At 70.1% G+C, this 15,972-nt stretch carries 12 protein-coding genes and 1 pseudogene; 5 read left to right on the top strand and 8 right to left on the bottom strand.

Annotated features, from left to right (window positions below; translation table 11 throughout):
- Positions 1-677: RNA polymerase sigma factor (locus G6048_RS17415; RefSeq protein WP_165340452.1), on the bottom strand; the 677-nt coding region annotated here is incomplete at its 3' end.
- A gap of 272 nt (positions 678-949) precedes the next feature.
- Between G6048_RS17415 and G6048_RS17410 the strand changes: the two genes are divergently transcribed.
- Genes G6048_RS17410 through G6048_RS17400 form a run of 3 tightly spaced genes read left to right on the top strand, consistent with a single transcriptional unit; the run spans position 950 to position 5,627 of the window.
- Entirely contained in the window at positions 950-1,708 is a 759-nt protein-coding gene (locus tag G6048_RS17410; protein WP_165340451.1) for a hypothetical protein, read from the top strand.
- On the top strand, positions 1,705-3,978 hold the full coding sequence (locus G6048_RS17405) for a hypothetical protein (protein WP_165340450.1): 2,274 nt from the start codon (positions 1,705-1,707) through the stop codon (positions 3,976-3,978). Before G6048_RS17410 ends, G6048_RS17405 begins: the two co-directional genes overlap by 4 nt.
- The gene (locus tag G6048_RS17400) at positions 3,975-5,627 is read left to right on the top strand and encodes an ABC transporter substrate-binding protein (RefSeq protein WP_165340449.1); all 1,653 of its coding nucleotides are present in this window, start codon (positions 3,975-3,977) and stop codon (positions 5,625-5,627) included. The genes G6048_RS17405 and G6048_RS17400 overlap by 4 nt, the downstream gene beginning before the upstream one ends.
- An 89-nt stretch (positions 5,628-5,716) precedes the next feature.
- Here the strand turns inward: G6048_RS17400 and G6048_RS17395 are convergent, their stop codons facing one another.
- The 4 genes and pseudogenes from G6048_RS17395 to G6048_RS17380 form a co-directional block, all read right to left on the bottom strand.
- Complete coding sequence (locus G6048_RS17395) at positions 5,717-6,181, bottom strand: NAD(P)/FAD-dependent oxidoreductase (RefSeq protein WP_165340448.1); 465 nt, start codon at positions 6,179-6,181, stop codon at positions 5,717-5,719.
- Positions 6,182-6,308: 127 nt separating this feature from the next.
- Positions 6,309-6,491 (bottom strand): annotated as a pseudogene (locus tag G6048_RS51860) (transposase); the annotation flags it as partial.
- Between the two features lie 324 nt (positions 6,492-6,815).
- Positions 6,816-7,352, bottom strand: a complete 537-nt coding sequence (locus G6048_RS17385; protein ID WP_165340459.1) for a DUF4396 domain-containing protein — start codon at positions 7,350-7,352, stop codon at positions 6,816-6,818.
- 679 nt (positions 7,353-8,031) lie between these two features.
- A complete protein-coding gene (locus G6048_RS17380; protein WP_165340447.1) occupies positions 8,032-8,706 on the bottom strand; it encodes a TetR/AcrR family transcriptional regulator in 675 nt (224 codons plus the stop codon).
- Positions 8,707-8,996: 290 nt separating this feature from the next.
- Here G6048_RS17380 and G6048_RS17375 point away from each other — a divergent pair, with 290 nt between their 5' ends.
- A complete protein-coding gene (locus G6048_RS17375; RefSeq protein WP_165340446.1) occupies positions 8,997-10,478 on the top strand; it encodes an MFS transporter in 1,482 nt (493 codons plus the stop codon).
- Between the two features lie 240 nt (positions 10,479-10,718).
- Here G6048_RS17375 and G6048_RS17370 read toward each other — a convergent pair whose 3' ends face one another.
- Positions 10,719-11,363, bottom strand: coding sequence for a TetR/AcrR family transcriptional regulator (locus tag G6048_RS17370; protein WP_165340445.1), 645 nt, complete (start codon positions 11,361-11,363; stop codon positions 10,719-10,721).
- 99 nt (positions 11,364-11,462) lie between these two features.
- On the opposite strand from G6048_RS17370, the gene G6048_RS17365 reads away from it, so the two are divergent.
- Positions 11,463-12,989, top strand: a complete 1,527-nt coding sequence (locus tag G6048_RS17365; protein ID WP_165340444.1) for an MFS transporter — start codon at positions 11,463-11,465, stop codon at positions 12,987-12,989.
- A gap of 62 nt (positions 12,990-13,051) precedes the next feature.
- Here the strand turns inward: G6048_RS17365 and G6048_RS17360 are convergent, their stop codons facing one another.
- Positions 13,052-14,470 carry an NADH-quinone oxidoreductase subunit N gene (locus tag G6048_RS17360; protein WP_165340443.1) on the bottom strand — a complete coding sequence of 473 codons (1,419 nt, stop codon included), beginning with the start codon at positions 14,468-14,470 and terminating at the stop codon, positions 13,052-13,054.
- The gene (locus tag G6048_RS17355) at positions 14,467-15,972 is read right to left on the bottom strand and encodes a complex I subunit 4 family protein (RefSeq protein WP_206341695.1); all 1,506 of its coding nucleotides are present in this window, start codon (positions 15,970-15,972) and stop codon (positions 14,467-14,469) included. The genes G6048_RS17360 and G6048_RS17355 overlap by 4 nt, the downstream gene beginning before the upstream one ends.

The following is a 15,972-nucleotide window of genomic DNA, read 5'->3' as shown; positions in this document are numbered from 1 at the left end:
GCGTACGGCAGCACAAACCCCGCCACCGCCAGCGTCGCCGCCGTCGAGGCGGCCGCCACGGCCTGCGTCCTGCCACCCCCACGCGGTTGCCCCCGCCCGACCAGGAACAGTACGAACCCAAGCGTCGCGGCCAGCGAGTTGCGCAGCGTCCGCCGCGCCCGGGCCAGCAGCGACTCGACGGTCCGGTAGCTGAGCCCCATGCGTACGGCGACCTGAGAGACATCCAGGTCCTCGGACTTCAGCCGCAGCGCCTCCGCCTGGCGCGCGGGCAGCTCGCCGCTGCGTACGGCCAGCCACACGGCCTCGGCCCGGTCGCACACCGCCTCCTCGACGGGCACAGGGCCGGGTGCGATCAGCGTCGGGCTCGTACGGACCTCGGCCTCGCGGTTCACCTGCCGGTAGCGGTCCACACACAGCCGCATCGTCACCGTCGTCAACCAGGCCGCGAGCCGCTCGTCGTCCAGGTCGGGGCGCTCCGCCGCCCGCAGCATCGCCTCGTGTACGGCGTCCTCGGCGTCCTCCAGGCTCATCGACCTGCGCCGGGCCACCTTGAGCAGATGCTCGCGGTGACTCCACATGCGCTGCCACCGCTCGTCGGCCGCCGTCGCCTGTGCGGGCATCGCTTCTGCAGGCATGGCTTCCGCAGCCATCGTCTCTGCGGGCATGTCCGTCGCCATGAGGGGCCCCTTCGCGCTCACCTGCCGGTCTCGTGCTCGTGCCGTCCGGCGGATGGCGACATTACCGCCCGGTAGTCGGGGTTGTGGAGGGGGGAGACGTGGCGCCTGAGGTGACCGGATGGTCGGGTTCGTGGGTGGATCTGAAGGAACCCCAAGTGCCACGTGTGTGACTGAGCACTTCGGGGAAGACGAACGCCCATGGCTGGTCACGGGAGTTGGGGGGCGGACGATTGATCGGGTCCCGGGCGGTGCCTACGGATGGTCTGTCCCCCGTGTACGACGAGACGGGGGCGGCGTCCGCGCGATTTCTCCGCTGGCTGGCCGAAAAGAGCGGCGGCGTCGCCGGCACGCGCGTGGCCAGCGACACCTACGCACACCATGAGCGGTGCAGCCTGGAACTCGTCGAGGGCATCGTGGAACGCCTTGCCGCCCTCGGCTGGATCGCCGTGCACAACGACTCCGGCGCCGTGCCGCCGCTGGTCAGCCCGACCGGCGCCGGGCTCGCGGAGACGCAGGCCTGGGACGAGGCGTACGCCGACCGGGACACCCGGCACCGGTACGCCAAGGCGGCCCTGCTCGCCTGGTGGGACCGGGTCGGGCAGCACCAGAGCGGCGAGTCGAACGCCGAGGCCTTCCTCTGGACGAGGGAGGCCTTCTACTGCGGCCGGCAGCTCGACTTCGAGGACTTGGAGTACGCCACGAACCACCTGAGCCTGCCCACCCCGGTACGCGTCGGCGTCACCGAACAGGGCGCCGCCGGAGTGTTCCTGTCCTTCGAGCAGCTGGCCCAGCTGGTGCAAGCCTCCCGCCCCGACCTCTCGGAGAGCGACAGCGAGCTGCAACAGGTGCGCGAGCTTGCCGCGGCCCTGACCGACGCATCGCGGCGCGGTGCCGAGCCCGACCCGGGCACGCTGCAACGCTTCCTGCAGCGCAGTGGTGACCTGGCACAGGCCGGGTCCGGGTCGGTGGCCAGGGACATGGCCTCCGGCATGGTTTCGGAGATCATCCAGTCGATGCTGAGGCTGGGATGAGCGATCCCGCAGGCCCCGCCCTCGTGCCGCAGGGCCAGATTCCGGAGGCGTACGCACGTCAGCCCCTGCTGCGGCAGCTGGTGCCGCGCCTGGTCGGCCTCGAACGCGACCGGCACCGCAGACGGCCACGCCACGAGTTCGCCGACGATCTGCCGGTGGTGCTGCTCAGCGGGCGGCACGGCACCGGCAAGAGCGCCCTGCTCGACGACCTCAAGCAGGCGTACGCCCCCGATGCGGGCCCGTGGCCGGGCCCGCGCGTGCCGTTCGCGCGGATCAACTGCGCGGCACTGGAGGAGCGGGTCAGGGTCGGCCCGGAGATCTCCAACAACTCCCACGCGGTGGAGGTCCTGGTCGAGCTCGTCACCCAACTGTCCCGTCCTGTCGCCGGGTTCGGACGGCTCCGCTTTCCCCGGACCACCGCCGGACTGCTCGCCGTGGTGTCCGCCCGGCGCCCCGGCAACGACGACGAACTGCGGGTGGCCAACCGGCACGCGGCCGCCCTGATGGGACCCCCGCCGGGCGACGGCCCGCCCCCGACCTGGGACTCGCTCTTCCGCCCCGCGCTGCCCGTTCCCCCGGACGGTGTCACCCCCGACCCCGCGGCGTTTCCCGAGGCGGCGGTGCGTACGTATCTGGGCAGGCAGTACCGATGGCGCTCGCGTCGACTCGCCTCCCGCCACCTCGTCGGCTGGTACGAGAGCTACCGCAACGAGGCCGACAACCGTCTGCGCGGACTGCCGCCGGGCGCGGACGCGCGGCCCCGGCCGGTGCCGGCCGGGGAGCGCGCGGGGGCCGTGGCGCGGCTCTGCCGGGAGTTCCACCAGGGCCGCGGGTTTCGGCGTGGCGTCGAGCGCATGCTGATGGCCGCGTTCCTCGCGGATGTGCGCTACGGGTCCTTCCGGCGGGCGAACCGTGCCCCGCGCCCGCTGCTCCTCCTCGACAACGTGCACACCGACATCGGCCGCGACTTCCTCGAACTGCTCCTGGAGCAACGGGCGCGGCTCGGCCGTGACGCCCGCGACCAGCTGGTCGTGATCGCCACCGAACTGCGCGGCAACGACAACCCGGCCACCCGGGACGACGCCCCCGACGAGGAGAACGACCCCTACCCGGAGGCCACGTACCGCTCCCTGCACGAAGTCGGCACCAACTCCCGCTGGACGCGCAGCGGTTCCGCCCCCTCGGCGGGCGTACTGGTCCTGCCGCTGCCACCGCTCGACACGGAGCACGTGGAGCGGATGCTCAGGCGCGACGAGGAGGCCTCCTTCGACCCGTACATCGCCACCGCCGTACACGATCTGACCCGGGGCCACCCCATGGGAGCCCGCCGGCTGTGCGACGCCGTCGTGCGCAAGGCGCGCACCGAGGGGTGGGTGACGGCCGAGGAACTCCTCGATCTGACCCACCCCGACGGCGTCGGCGAATCCGTCATCTGGCGGCTGCTCAACACCCTGGTCGGCAGCGAGAACCACGACGAGCTGTGCCTGTTCTCCCTGGCCTGGGACCGGGAGGCGGCCGAGCAACTGGCCGAGCGGTGGGTACCGCGCCGGATCGACGGGCTGCCCGCGGCCGACGGCGCCGCCGCCCAGCTGGAGCGGGAGCGCTGGTCCCGCGGGCCCGGCAGCCGGCCGTTCATCACGGACCGGTTCCTGCGCGCCCTGCTCGTCCACCAGATGCGCAGCGGGCGCGGCGGCAGCGGAGTGGACTGGTTCAGCGCGCACGCCCTGCTCGCCGAGCACCACCGGCAGCGGGCCGAAGGCCGCTCCGGGCAGGCGGAACGGGCCGAGCGGTCCCGCTCTCTGTGGCACCGGCTCGCCGGGGGAGAGGCGCAGGAAGTCGTCGACTGGCTGCACGCGGAGTTCATGCGGGACGACGGCGACGCGGTCGACTGGCTGCACATCCTGCGCACCGTGGCCCATGCGCCCCGCCCGCCCGGAGACGTCTGGTTCGAGCAGTGCCAGGAGGTCGGAAAGGGGCGCCGGGACCGGCTGCAACTCCAGGCGGACCCGGAGGTGGGCCTGGAGAAGCAGGCCGTCAACCGGCTCCTGCACGCGCTGTGGTACGCGGCCGACGAACTGGCCGAGGCGGACCGGACGTTGGTCGACCGGATCGGCCAGGACCTGTCCTTCCTCTCCGCCCAGCATCTGACCGGCCGCGCGGTGCTGGCCCAGGCCGCCATCCGCTGGCCGCGCGCCGTGAAGGACGGCGAGGACTGGCCCCTCGAACGCCACTGGCAGGGCGACCAGCCGCGAACGGGAGGGGCACGATGAGCCGTACGGACCGGTCGGACCGCCGTAACTGGGTCTGGCTGCCGAGCCGGCTGCGCTTCCGGGTGCTCGGCCTGATCGATGTGGTGGCCCTGTGGGTGGTGGTCTCCGCGCTGGTGGGAGCGGGCGCCTGGTGGGGTCTGGACGCCTACCGCGACAGCCGCGACTACTGCACCGAGAACCAGGAGCTGCGGCGTATGGGCGACGAGTGCATCGGCGTCACGGCCGAGGCCTACGCCTTCGACCCGGACCTCGCCGACGTCATGGGCCGGATCGAGGACGAGAACAAGGCGGCACGGAAATCGGCCAAGCCCGTGGTGAGCGTCGCCGTCATGATGCCGTACACCTCCACGACTCCCGGCGCGGCCATGTCGAAGGAGCTCATCCGGCACTCCCTCCAGGGTGCCTACGTCGCCCAGTACCGCCACAACCACGGGGCCGCCACCGACGGCACCGCCGTCCAGCTCCTGTTCGCCAACGTCGGCGAGGACCTGACCCAGTGGAAGACCGTGACCGATGAACTGGCCGCCCGCCGCAAGGGCGAGGCCCCCCTCGTCGCCGCCATCGGCTTTCCCAACAGCGACACGGCCACACTCGAATCCGTGCAGAAGGGACTCGGGCGCGAACGGGTACGGATCCCGGCCGTCAGTGCGGTGCTCAGCTCCCGCGAGATGGAGCACGCCTACCTCTTCAAGGTCTCGCCCTCCACCGATGATCTCGTCGACGCCCTCAAGCGCTATGTGACCGAGGAGGAGGTGAACCGCAAGGACACCTTCATGATCGCCGACGAGCAGAAGGACAACTACGTCGAAAACCTCCGCAGGGTGTTTCTCGAAGAGTTCGGCGAGGAGTACGGCATCAGAGCGGACAACGCGGTGGCGGGGCGGATCGCGCTGTACCGGGGCAGCAAGGGGTCGGACCAGGGAGATCCGCAGGACTTCCGGCATGCGGTGGACGCGATGTGCGCACTCAGGGTCAAGACGGTGTTCCTGGCCGGCCGCGACGCGGACCTGCTGCCCTTCCTGGAGACCCTCGACTACCGGAGTCCCTGCGAATGGGGTACGGACGAAGAGCCGTTGCGCATCCTGCGCGTCAGCACAGGCCGTGACCCGGTCACCGAGAAGACCCGAATGCGCCGGATCGCCGAGCGGAACCACATCGAGATCGTGACCGCGGCCGCTGTGGACGCCCCCCGCTGGAGTGCGGGCAGCGGCGGTGACGAACAGGTTCCCAGGTTCTTCGACGACTTCGCCGCCTCCTACGGCCGGAATTTCGCCAAGGAGGACACCGACGCCCTCAACGACGGCTACGCCGTGATGTACCACGACGCCCTCACCGCCGTGGGCACCGCTGTGGCCGCGGTCAGGACCGACAAGAACAACCCCGTGGACCACGACGACGTCTACGACGCGCTGCGCCGGGGCAGCCCCTCCGCACGCTGCGTCGGCTGCGTGCCCGGCGCGAGCGGCGTCTTCACCTTCGTGGACGAGAACATCGGGCTGGACAAGGCTGCCGGGAACGAGGAGGCGATGGTCGGGCGCTGGCCGGTGTGCAAACCGGTACCCGTGGTGACCTTCCCGAAGGAGCGGCAGGACACGTCGCCGCTCTACCGGACCTATCAGGGCCGGGGGGAGATCTGCCCAAGCCCGTGATCCGGCGGCGGGCGCAGCCTGATCAGGGCGCAGCCCCGATCAGGGCGCGGCCGCACTCGCTCGCCGCGCGGGTTGGGCCGGGGCTGGCGTCAACCGTCCGCCCTGGTTCGGCCACGCCGCGAGCCGAAGCGCTGCGGAGAGAAGGGGCGAGCCGTGTGGGCCGTTTCGGCTCGCTGTCGGCCTCCGGAGATTTCCGCGGCGATGATGTCCGCGGTCACGGGCGCGAGGGTGACCCCGAGCATGCTGTGTCCGCTGGCGACGAGCACGTTGTCCTTGCCCGGCAGCGGCCCGATGACCGGCAGTCCGTCGGGCGTCATCGGACGCAGCCCCGTCCAGCCCTGTGACTGTGACTGTGACTGTGACTGTGGCTGTGGCTCCGGGGCGAAGTCCGGCAGATAGGCGTGGGCGGACTGGGCGATGCCTCGCAGCCGGTGCGCGTCGATGGTCGCGTCGGAGCCGCCGAACTCCATCGTCCCGGCGAACCGGAGCCGATTCGACAGCGGTGTGACGGCCACCTTGGCCTCGCCGAGGTACACCGAGTGCCGCAGGGGCACCGAGCCGCTGGTGTCGTCGAAGCCGTAGCCCTTGCCGGGCCCGGCGTAGGCAGGGCTGCGCTTCGCTGCGCGCCTCGCACATGACCCAACGCAGCCAGAGGTCGCCCTGCTTGGAGATGTGCCCGTAGCGCACCGTGCGGTCCGAGCCGCGCACCGTCGGGGTGAGCCCGGCCCACGAGGCCGGCTTCCGGGCCGAGGAGAACCGCGAGATGTCGCCCACCTCCGCCAGGATGATCAGCGCGGTGAGCACGCCCACCCCGAGCAGCGCGGTCAGCACCTTGACGCGTGGATCCGTCTTCGCCGTCTCCATCAGCGTGGCCTCCGCCCGGTCGATGACCTGCTGGAGTGCGTCGATGGTCTCCAGCAGATCGCCCACCACCTGCCGGGAGGCGGCCGGCAGCGGCAGCCGGTCCAGCCAGGCCCGGCCCATGGCGCTCCAGGCGTTGCGGGCGACCACCACCCCGGTCGCAGCCGTGATGGGCCAGTACCGCGTGGATCCGGTGGCGCAGCACGGTGCGCACCCGACGCCAGCGGTCCTCGGGCAGGTCGCCGGGGAGGCGGTGTGGTGGCGTAAGCGCGCCCGGGGCGCCCCTGTGTCTCAGGGGCGCCCCGGGCGCGCGGGCCGGGCCGGTGGTCAGTGGTAGGCGTGGACGACCGCGTGCCCCTTGCCGCGGCCGATCATCCACTTGTTCACGGGTGTGGTGATCAGGAAGGCGACCGCAAACCCGCCGAGGAGGGCCGCCCAGAACAGCCCGTCGGAGAGGTGGGCGTCCATCGCGCCCGGGGTGAGGGCGATGATGCTGTTGTCGACGATCTCCATCACGGCGATGGAGACGGTGTCGGCGGCGAGTGCCACCTTGATCGCGGTCTTGAAGTCCAGGCCGGCCCGGCGTACGGCGAACAGCGTGAACGAGTAGCCGAACAGGAACGCGAGTGAGATCGCGAGGACCATGGTGGGCACGTTGCCCCACATCAGGGCGGTGCCGATGACCATGCCGAGGATCTCGCCGATGGCGCACCCGGTCAGGCAGTGCAGCGTCGCCTTCGCCGCCATGGCCCAGGACACTCTCCCGTGCGCGCCGTTGGGCATCGTGTGGTCGGCATGACCGTGCCGGCCCTCGTGGGCTGCCTGGTCGTGCGCGGTGCCGGTGTGGTGAGCGCTGTGGTCCATGTCCTTCATCCCCATTCCCCTCGCTAGCGGCCCGTCCTCGGGCTCACAGTCGAGAACTGTATACCCCTGGGGGGTATATGCGCCACTAGGTTTTCAAGCTTTGCTGACGGTCGGTGGGTCACGGCCCAGGTGTGCGACGTCTGAGGGTTCGCAGAGGGGGATTGGGGGCAGTGAGCGCGGCTTGCGTCGCGGTGCCCAACGACGGCGTGAGGTGGAGTGGGTCAGTGCTTCTCCATGGCATCGCACAGGATCCGGTCCTCCGGCGCGCTCCGGCGCGCGCTTCATTCCCAGGGGTCGGGGAGGGAGGCCCGGGCCAACCCTGCTGCGGAGGTGGCCTGTGAAGGGAGTGCGCGAGCCGTGCGGTTGCCGTCATTGGGCTCCTCGGCGGGGCTCTGGGAGGCAATGGGAGGAGCCGGCGGGTGAGGAGGAAGAGGGGCACCGCGATATTGGTGGCGTCCAGGGTGGTGAGCTGGGCGTCCCTCCCCGGTCGGCTACGGCGCTCAGTGCCTATGGCTCGCTGAAGGAGACGGCCGTGGGCGGGGTGCGGACTGGACTCAGGGGGCGGACCATCAGGCTCGCGGCGGGTGGCGGCCGCCGTCGGTCGCGGCCTCGGCGGTCTTGTCTCGCGCCCTGGAGGGGGCGGTGCTGACGCCAGGCTGGATGCCGACTGGTAGGGCCGCTATTTCCTCACGGGCGCCACTTCGGTGTCGGCCGGAGCATAGTGATCCAGGAACATCTCCACCCCATGTGTGATCAGCCGGTCGGTCAGGCCGGCGTCGAGTTCAGTGCCGTACGTGCTGAAGACCAGGTGCGGATAGAGCAGTAGTGAGTAGAGCTGGATGATCGCCACCTCCAAGTCCGGGATGGCGAGTCGCCCCTTGGCCACGAGCTGTTCCAGTGCGCCTGCCACAGCCGGGTGGTGGTGTCCGGGGGGCTGGTGCTGCCAAGCCTTGCCGAGGTCGGGGAAGCGGTGCAGCTCACGTGCGACGAGGTTCCGCATGGCCAGGACGTCGGGGTTGTCGCGGACGCTCGCGACCCAGGCCTGGGTCGCCTCGATGAGGGCCTTGCGCAGGTCGTCGGCCCCCGCGAGCTGATCGATCGCGGCGACCAGGGTTCCGCCGAGAGGGGCGTCGAGCGCATCCGCGATGACGGCGGTGAATAGCGCTTCCTTGCTGCCGAAATGGTTGTAGATGGTCACCTTGGAGACGCCTGCCCTGGCGGCGATGAGGTCCATGCCGGCCGAGAAGCCTTCCTTGAGAAAGGTCTCGCGCGCGGCCGCGATGATCGCCGCGCGCTTCTGCTCGGCTCGCGCTCCGGAAGGCGGACGCTTGGCGGTGGCTGCCTCGTGATCCATGGCCGTATCTTACTTGGCAACTGAACTGAACTGTTGAGTTCAGTTGAAGTGAACTGTACCGTGCAGTTCATGAATGCTGTCTCTGTCGTTCGGTCGCCGGGCCTGCCGTTCTGCCGCCGCGTAGGCGCCGGCCGGGTGCAGGAGCCGCCGCCCTTGTCGTCCGCGAGGTGCTCACCGTGGGCCCGGCCGGCGATGTTCACCACTACCTCGATCGCCCCGCTCGGCAGGTGCCTCGGCCTTGTCCTTGCGGCATGTCGTAACGCTTCCGCCAGCCTTCCTGAGGAGCAGTCATGAGCCACGTACCGGAATCGGCCCACTCGGATCCATACCCGCACGGGTCCTACTCCTCAGCAGAACACCCGCATCGGTGGCGGCTGTTGGCCCTGCTCTGCCTCGCCCAGTTCATGCTGATCGCCGATGTGACCGTGATCAACGTCGCCCTGCCGACCATCGGTGACGACCTTGATCTCGGTGGCTCGGGGCTCACCTGGGTCGTCACGGCGTACACGCTCTTCTTCGGCAGTCTGCTGCTGCTCGGCGGACGGCTTGCGGACGCGATCGGAAAACTACGCTCCTTCGTGGCCGGGTTGACAGTGTTCACCGCTGCGTCCATCGCCTCCGGACTCGCGGTGAGCGGGGAGATGCTCATCGCCGCCCGATCTGCTCAGGGCATCGGTGCGGCACTGATGTCGCCGGCCGCGATGGCGCTCGTCACAGCTCTCTTCCACGGACCCGACCGCAACAAGGCCCTCGGCGTGTGGGCCGCGATCGGCGGTGCCGGATCTGCGGTGGGTGTCCTGCTCGGCGGCGTCTTCGTCTCCGGACCGGGCTGGGAGTGGGTGTTCTTCATCAACGTCCCGGTGGGGCTGGTCGCGCTCTTCGGTGTGCCGGCCTTGTTGGTCAACTCCCGTTCGCTTGTGGCACCTTCGGGTGTCGGCAGCTCGCTCGATCTGGTGGGTGCGTTTACCCTCACCGCCGCTCCTGGGCTGCTCATCTACGGACTGGTCCGGGCCCGCGACCACGGATTCGACGCACCGGGCGCCTGGCTGCCGCTGATCGGCGCTGTGCTGGCGGCGGCTGCCTTCGTCGTGGTCGAACGGAGGGTGCGTGAACCGCTCGTGCGACTCGTGCTGTTCGCACGTCGCTCGCTCGTCGGTGGCAGCGTGGTGATGCTGGCCGCGTCGGGCCTGCTGATCGCGACCTTCTTCCTCAGCTCCTTCTACGTCCAACATGTCCTGGGCTTCAGCGCGTTGAAGACCGGACTCGTCTTCTTGCCAGTGGCCGTGGCCATCACCCTCGGAGCGCACGCCGCCTCCCATCTCGTCGCCCGGCTGGGCTGGCGGCCGGTCGGCGTCATCGCCTTTGCGCTGACCGCCGTCGGTGCGGCAGTGCTGACCCGTCTGGACGCGGGCAGCGGGGTCTGGACGGACCTCGTGCCTGGATTCGCCCTGTTGTCGCTCGCTCTTGGTACCGCTTTCGTCTGCGCCACCACGGCCGCGATGAACGGTATGCCGAACGAAGACATGGGGCTGGCCTCCGGCCTGGTAAGTACGTCCCACGAGCTCGGCGCGGCGCTCGGCGTCGCCGTCATCTCGACCATCGCCGGGGCGAGCCTGGAAGGCGGTAGGGCAGGCGCGGCGGCCGGGACAGGCGGCTTCGACAACGCTTTCACGGCCTGCGCGATCATTGCCGCCGCGGTTGCCGCCGTTGGCGCGCTGCTGCTGCCGGCGGGACGCCCGGATCCGACGCAGGGCCCGGCCATGGCCCACTGAAGGGTTGTCGGCACGGCTTCGGCCGTGCCGACACCATGTAAGGGCAGCCCGGTGTCGAGGGCATCGGGAGGGGCGGATCCCCTGTTCGACTGCCAGCGGGTCTTTCCGGGAGTCAGCCCGAAGCGCCGCGTGATACGTAGTCAGTTCATTGTTGTAGCGGCGCTCGCGGGACATGACCGCTTCGGCCCCGCTTTCAAGGATGTCTTGGATGTCGCATCGCACGCAGGTCCACGATGCATATCACGTTGCGGCGGCAGGAGCGCGGAAGGCTGCTGTCAGCATCGTGACCAGCCTCTCGGTCTCCTGGGTCGTTGCAATGTCGCCCTCGGTGCGGTGTCCCGGGTGGAGGTCGCCGAGGGTGTCCGACTGGTACAGGGCCAGCAGGCCGACCATGGCGCGGTAGCGGAACGCGACCTCGTTCGGCGGGAGTTGGGGGAGTGCGGTCTGCAGGGCCTGGAGGTACTGGCCTTCCACGGGGGCGACCTCCGCGCCGAACAGACGGCGGATGGCGGGGTCGGGTTCGACCATGACGCGCCCGAGGAGGCGGGCCACATCCCTGCCGTGGGTTCCGCTGCGCTCCACGATGCTGGCGCCGGTCACGACAAAGGCCCGGACCAGTTGCTCGACGGTGGGTTTGCGGTCCGAGGCGCGCAGTTCCTCCAAGAGGCGCAGGCGCTCGCCGTTGACCGAGGTCATCGCTCGGTCGACGACTGCGCGGAGCAGTCCTTCCTTGGAGCCGAAGTGGTAGTTCACTGCGGCCACGTTGGCCCCGGCCGTCACGGTCACTGTGCGCAAGGAGGTGGCGGCGAAGCCGTGCTCGGCGAAGAGGCGCTCGGCGGCGTCGAGGAGACGTTCCCGGGTCGAGCGGGGATGAGGGTCATTCATCGCTGCCCAAGTTAAAGCGAACGCTTGATTCAGGCAAGGTGGGCGTGCTCCACTTGAAACGTACGATTGAAACGATCGTTTGAATGGGGGTGGACTTTCATGCAGCCGTCGCACGCCTCGCCGAGCCCACCGACTGCGGTGAACCCGGCCAAGAGGACCGCTGTGCTGGCGGTGATGTGCCTCGCGTTGGCGGTCGTGGTGGGCATGCTCGCCTCGCTCCTGGTGGCCGTGCCGGATATCGCGCGTGATCTGCGGGCCACCGAGTCCGAGCTGCAATGGATCATGAATGCGTACGGCGTCACCTTCGCTGGTCTGCTGCTTCTCGGAGGTGCGCTGGGCGACCGCTACGGACGCAAGGGCGTCCTTCTGGCCGGGCTGGCCGTCTTCGCGCTCGCTTCCGGAGCCGTCATTTGGATCGACGACGTGAACCTGGTGATAGGGCTGCGCGGACTGGCCGGCGTGGGCGCGGCTCTGGTCATGCCGATGACCTTGTCGATCATCACCAACATCTTCCCGCCCGAGGAACGAGGCCGGGCCGTCGGGATCTGGTCCGGGGTCAGCTTCGGCTCCGCACTCCTGGCGGTTCTGCTGGCCGGCGGGCTGCTGGAGGCGTTCTCGTGGCGCTCGGTGTTCGTCGCGAACGCGGTGCTCGCCGGCCTCGCGCTCCTGGCCGCGGCCGTCCTCGCGCCGACATCAAGGAGCGCGGGAGCCACCCCGCTCGACACGGGCGGTGCGCTGTTGTCGGTGCTCGGCATCGGCGCCCTGGTCTTTGGGATCGTGGAGGGCCCCGAACTCGGCTGGAGCGACCCTGCGGTGGTCGCCGGGTTCGTGCTGGGCGCCGCGGGCCTCGCCGCCTTCGTACTGTGGGAGATGCGTACTGAGCACCCACTGCTCGACGTACGCGTGTTCCGGCTGCGTGGTGTCTCCGCGGGATCGCTCGTCATCACTGCCGAGTCGATCGCCATGTTCGGCTTTTTCTTCCTCGGGCTTCAGTACCTGCAGCAGATCCTCGGCTACTCGCCCATCCGGGCCGGTTTGGCCCTGGTTGCCATGGCCGCCGGCGCCATGGTGTTCTCGCCCGCCGCCCCGGGATTCGCCAAGCGCTTTGGGATCAGGGCCGTCATGGCACTGGGCATGGCACTGATCGCTGCCGGGCTCGGCGTGCTGGCCGTCACCATCGACGGGGGCGGTATCTGGCCGTTCCTCCTGAGCACCACGCTGCTCGGCGCCGGCATCGCGTTCGCCGCGACCCCGGCGACCGAGACCATCGTCGCCGCCCTTCCACCCGGCAAACAAGGCGTCGCCTCCGCGCTGAACGACCTCACCCGCGAAATCGGGGGAGTTCTCGGCATCGCTGTCCTCGGCAGTGTCTTCAATGCCCGTTATCGCTCGGATACCGGCGACGCGGTCTCCGCCCTGCCCGCCGCGGCGGCGGACGTGGCCCGCGATTCGCTGACGGGTGCGCTGCGCGTCGCCACGGAGATCGGCGGTCGCCGAGGCGCCGAGGTGGCCGATGCGGCTCGCGAGGCATTCAACTCGGGTATGGCCAACGCGTTGCTCGGTGGCATCGCCGTCGTCGTCCTCGGCGGTGCGGCGGCGATGATCGTGCTTCCCCGTCGCCGCTGAGCGCGTCGGCAACGCCCTCCGACAGTGATGCCCCCAAAGTCAGGGTGGGACGGCATGTGCTGTCAGCGGGTGATCGGTGCGGTGAGCACGTCCAGCACAGGTCCGCCGGCGATCCCAAGCCCGAGGGAGACGACTGCGGCGGCGTACGCGACGACGCGCGCCGCACGGTTGCCTTCGGCCGGCTGCGAGGAACCGCCTCGGGATACCGCGGGCACGATCCAGCGCAGGTAGTAGAAGAGGGACGCCACGGTGTTGACGGCGGCCAGGACGACGAGCCAGGCGTAGCCGCCGTCGAAGGCGGCGCTGAAGGCTTCGAGTTTGCCGAGGAAGACAGAGGTCGGCGGTGTGCCGACGAGTCCCAGCAGGCAGATGACGAGGCTCGCGGCCAGCAGCGGGCGCTCCTTGGCGAGGCCCCGGTAGTCGTCCAGTGTGTGGGCGCGGGGGAGGGCGCAGACCACGGAGAAGGCGCCGAGGTTGGTGACGGTGTAGGCCGCGAGGTAGTACAGCAGCGCCTGTTGGGCGAGGTCCGAGCGGCCGGCCACGGACACCGGCATGAGCAGGTAGCCGACCTGACTGATCGTCGAGTACGCGAGCAGCCGCTTGACGTCCTGCTGGAAGAACGCACCGAGGTTGCCCAGCGTCATGGACGCGGCGGCGAGTACGGCGATCAGCGCCGGCCAGGGCAGCGGACTGCCCGCGAAGACCGCGTCACCGAGCCGGAAGAGCGCGGCAAGTGCCCCTATCTTCGGCAGCGTGGTGAGCAGGGCGGCGACCGGCGGGCTGCTGCCCTGCACGGCGTCGGGGACCCAGAAGTGCGCCGGCACACCCCCGGCCTTGAACAGTACGCCCGCCAGCAGCCCGATCGCTCCGGTGGCGATCAGCACCTCGGGTGCGTCGCGCAGCGCCTCCCCGAGCATCGGATACGCGGTCCCGCGCCCGGCCGCGTACAGGACGGTGATGCCGGTCAGCATGAGTACGCCGAGCAGGGCGCCGACCACGTAGAACTTCAGGGCGGCTTCGGTGCCCGGCCCGTCCTTGCGGAACCCGGCGAGGGTATAGGCGGGGATGCTCGCCAGCAGGTACGCGGCGGCGATCAGCAGCAGGTCCTGGGCCCCGGCCATCATCAGCGCGCCGAGGGCGGCCAGTTGCACCAGAACGTAGAACTCGCTCTCCCTCGGGTCTCCTCGCAGGGGACCGAAGGACACGCCGAGTACGAGCAGCGTGCCGCCGAGCACGACGATCCGGGACGTGCTGGTCACCGGATCGATGGTGAAGGCGTCACCGAAGGCGGTCCTGGCGGGCTCGGCGGCGGCCACCGCCGCGGCGACGATCCCCGCCACGCACGCGACGGCGGCCAGGAGCCCCACGGCCCACTGCCGGGCGCGCGGCAGCCAGGACCCGAGCAGCAGCCCGAGGACGGCCGAGGCGGCCAGCAGCACCTCGGGGAGGAGGTAGAGGGGGTTCTCGTTCATCTCGGTCATCGGGCGAGCAACTCCAGGACGGACCGCGAGGCCGGCTCGATGACGTCGAGCATGAAGCGGGGCGCCACGCCGAGGACCACGGCCAGGACGAGCAGCGGCACGACGGCGGCGCTCTCGTGCGCGCGGATCTCGGGGAACACCCGCGGTGTACCCGGCGCGTCGGGCAGCCGCAGTGGCCCGGTGAACACCTGCCGCAGCGCGCGCAGGAACAACCCGGCGGTGAGCAGGATGCCGAGCACCGAGAGGGACGTGGCCAGTGGCCGTGGCCCGAGGCTGCCCGTGAAGATCTGGAACTCGGCGATGAAGCCGGAGAAGCCCGGCAGCCCGAGCGAGGCGAAGGCGGCGATGCCCGTCATGGCGGCGAACGCCGGTGCCACGGTGGCGAGTCCGGAGTACGCGCCCATGTCATAGGTACGTCCGCGTTCGTACAGCACACCCGCGAGCAGGAACAGTGCCCCGGTGAGCAGGCCGTGGCTGACCATCTGTGTCACCGCGCCGGTGACGGCGAGGGACCGGGCCTGCTCGGAACCGTCCGCCGTGGCGGCGGCCGCGCCGACCGCCAGCACGATGTATCCCATGTGGTTCACGGAGGTGTACGCGACCATCCGCTTGAAGTCGGTCTGCGCGAGAGCGACCAGGGCACCGTGGAGGACGGATACGACGCCGATGACGACCAGGACGAGGGCGTAGCGGCGCCAGACCTCGGGGAGCATGGGCATGGCGATGCGTACGAAACCGTACGTGCCCATCTTCAGCAGCACCCCGGCGAGGATCGCCGAACCGGCGGCGGGTGCCTCGACGTGGGCCGGTGGCAGCCAGGTGTGGAAGGGCACCGTCGGCGTCTTCACCGCCAGCCCGACGACGACGGCCAACAGCACCAGGGCTCCATAGACGGAACGCCCGGCGAGCGGGTTCTGCTCCGTCAGCTCCACCATGTCGAAGGTGTGCGGTTCCGCCGCGAGGTAGAGGCCGATGAAGCCGAGCAGCAGAGCGAGCGAGCCGATGAAGGTGTAGAGGAAGAACTTCAACGCCGCGCGGGCCGCCTGCCGGTGACCCCATCCGGCGATGACGAAGTACATCGCCACGATGGAAAGGTCGAAGAAGACGAAGAAGAGGATCAGGTCGAGGGCCGCGAACAGGCCCAGGCAGGTGGTCTCCAGGAAGAGGAACAGGGCGGCGAACTCGCGGATACGGCGGTTCTCGCGCAGGGAGTACACCGCGCAGGCGAGGAACAGCAGGCCGGTCAGGGCGAGCAGCGGAAGCGACAGCCCGTCGACGCCGACGTGGTAGCCGACGCCGGCGCTGGGAATCCAGCGGGCGCGCTCTTCGTACTGCATCCCTCCGGCGGAGTCGTATCCGGCCCACAGGCCGATGACCAGGGCGAGTTCGACGGCCGACATCACCACCCAGACGACGCGGAACACCGTCGGTGAGGTGCGGCGCGGCAGGGCGAACAGGAGCACTGCCACGGCCGTGGGCGCGAAGACGAGGGCGGTCAGCAA

Origin of the sequence: Streptomyces ureilyticus (genome assembly GCF_011045025.1) — a bacterium.
Lineage (GTDB): Bacteria > Actinomycetota > Actinomycetes > Streptomycetales > Streptomycetaceae > Streptomyces > Streptomyces ureilyticus.
This window is presented reverse-complemented; position numbering and strand designations above follow the sequence as displayed.

Bases quoted from the DNA above. Each gene is read 5' to 3' on its own strand.
- G6048_RS17370 (WP_165340445.1), bottom strand. From the start codon at position 11,363: ATGAATGACCCTCATCCCCGCTCGACCCGGGAACGTCTCCTCGACGCC.
- G6048_RS17360 (WP_165340443.1), bottom strand. From the start codon at position 14,470: ATGACCGAGATGAACGAGAACCCCCTCTACCTCCTCCCCGAGGTGCTG.
- G6048_RS17405 (WP_165340450.1), top strand. From the start codon at position 1,705: ATGAGCGATCCCGCAGGCCCCGCCCTCGTGCCGCAGGGCCAGATTCCG.
- G6048_RS17385 (WP_165340459.1), bottom strand. From the start codon at position 7,352: ATGGACCACAGCGCTCACCACACCGGCACCGCGCACGACCAGGCAGCC.
- G6048_RS17365 (WP_165340444.1), top strand. From the start codon at position 11,463: ATGCAGCCGTCGCACGCCTCGCCGAGCCCACCGACTGCGGTGAACCCG.
- G6048_RS17400 (WP_165340449.1), top strand. From the start codon at position 3,975: ATGAGCCGTACGGACCGGTCGGACCGCCGTAACTGGGTCTGGCTGCCG.
- G6048_RS17380 (WP_165340447.1), bottom strand. From the start codon at position 8,706: ATGGATCACGAGGCAGCCACCGCCAAGCGTCCGCCTTCCGGAGCGCGA.
- G6048_RS17375 (WP_165340446.1), top strand. From the start codon at position 8,997: ATGAGCCACGTACCGGAATCGGCCCACTCGGATCCATACCCGCACGGG.